We start from the raw sequence: 246 nt of genomic DNA, 5'->3' as shown, positions 1-246 counted from the left end.
GACGTACTGCTGCCGCCGGGCGCCTCGCCGCACCAGTACGCCCTGCGTCCTTCCGACGTACGGCGGCTGCGCGAGGTGCAATTGTTCTACTGGATCGGCCCGGACCTGGAGAACTTCCTGCCCAAGGTGCTCGCCGGCCGCCAGGGCACCAGCGTCGCGGTGCAGGACCTGCCGGGCATGCACCTGCGCAAGTTCGTCAATTTCGAGGAAGAGGAGCATGCCGGGCACGACGAGCACGACCATGAC

The 246-nt window shown here is 67.5% G+C and carries 1 protein-coding gene; it reads left to right on the top strand.

The window, feature by feature from the left end:
- Window positions 1-246 (top strand): zinc ABC transporter substrate-binding protein (locus G5A07_RS21615; RefSeq protein WP_191864012.1); only part of this gene is annotated, 246 nt, incomplete at both ends.

The organism is Stenotrophomonas sp. AS012628, assembly GCF_010608305.1.
GTDB classification, from domain to species: domain Bacteria; phylum Pseudomonadota; class Gammaproteobacteria; order Xanthomonadales; family Xanthomonadaceae; genus Stenotrophomonas; species Stenotrophomonas geniculata.
This window is presented reverse-complemented; position numbering and strand designations above follow the sequence as displayed.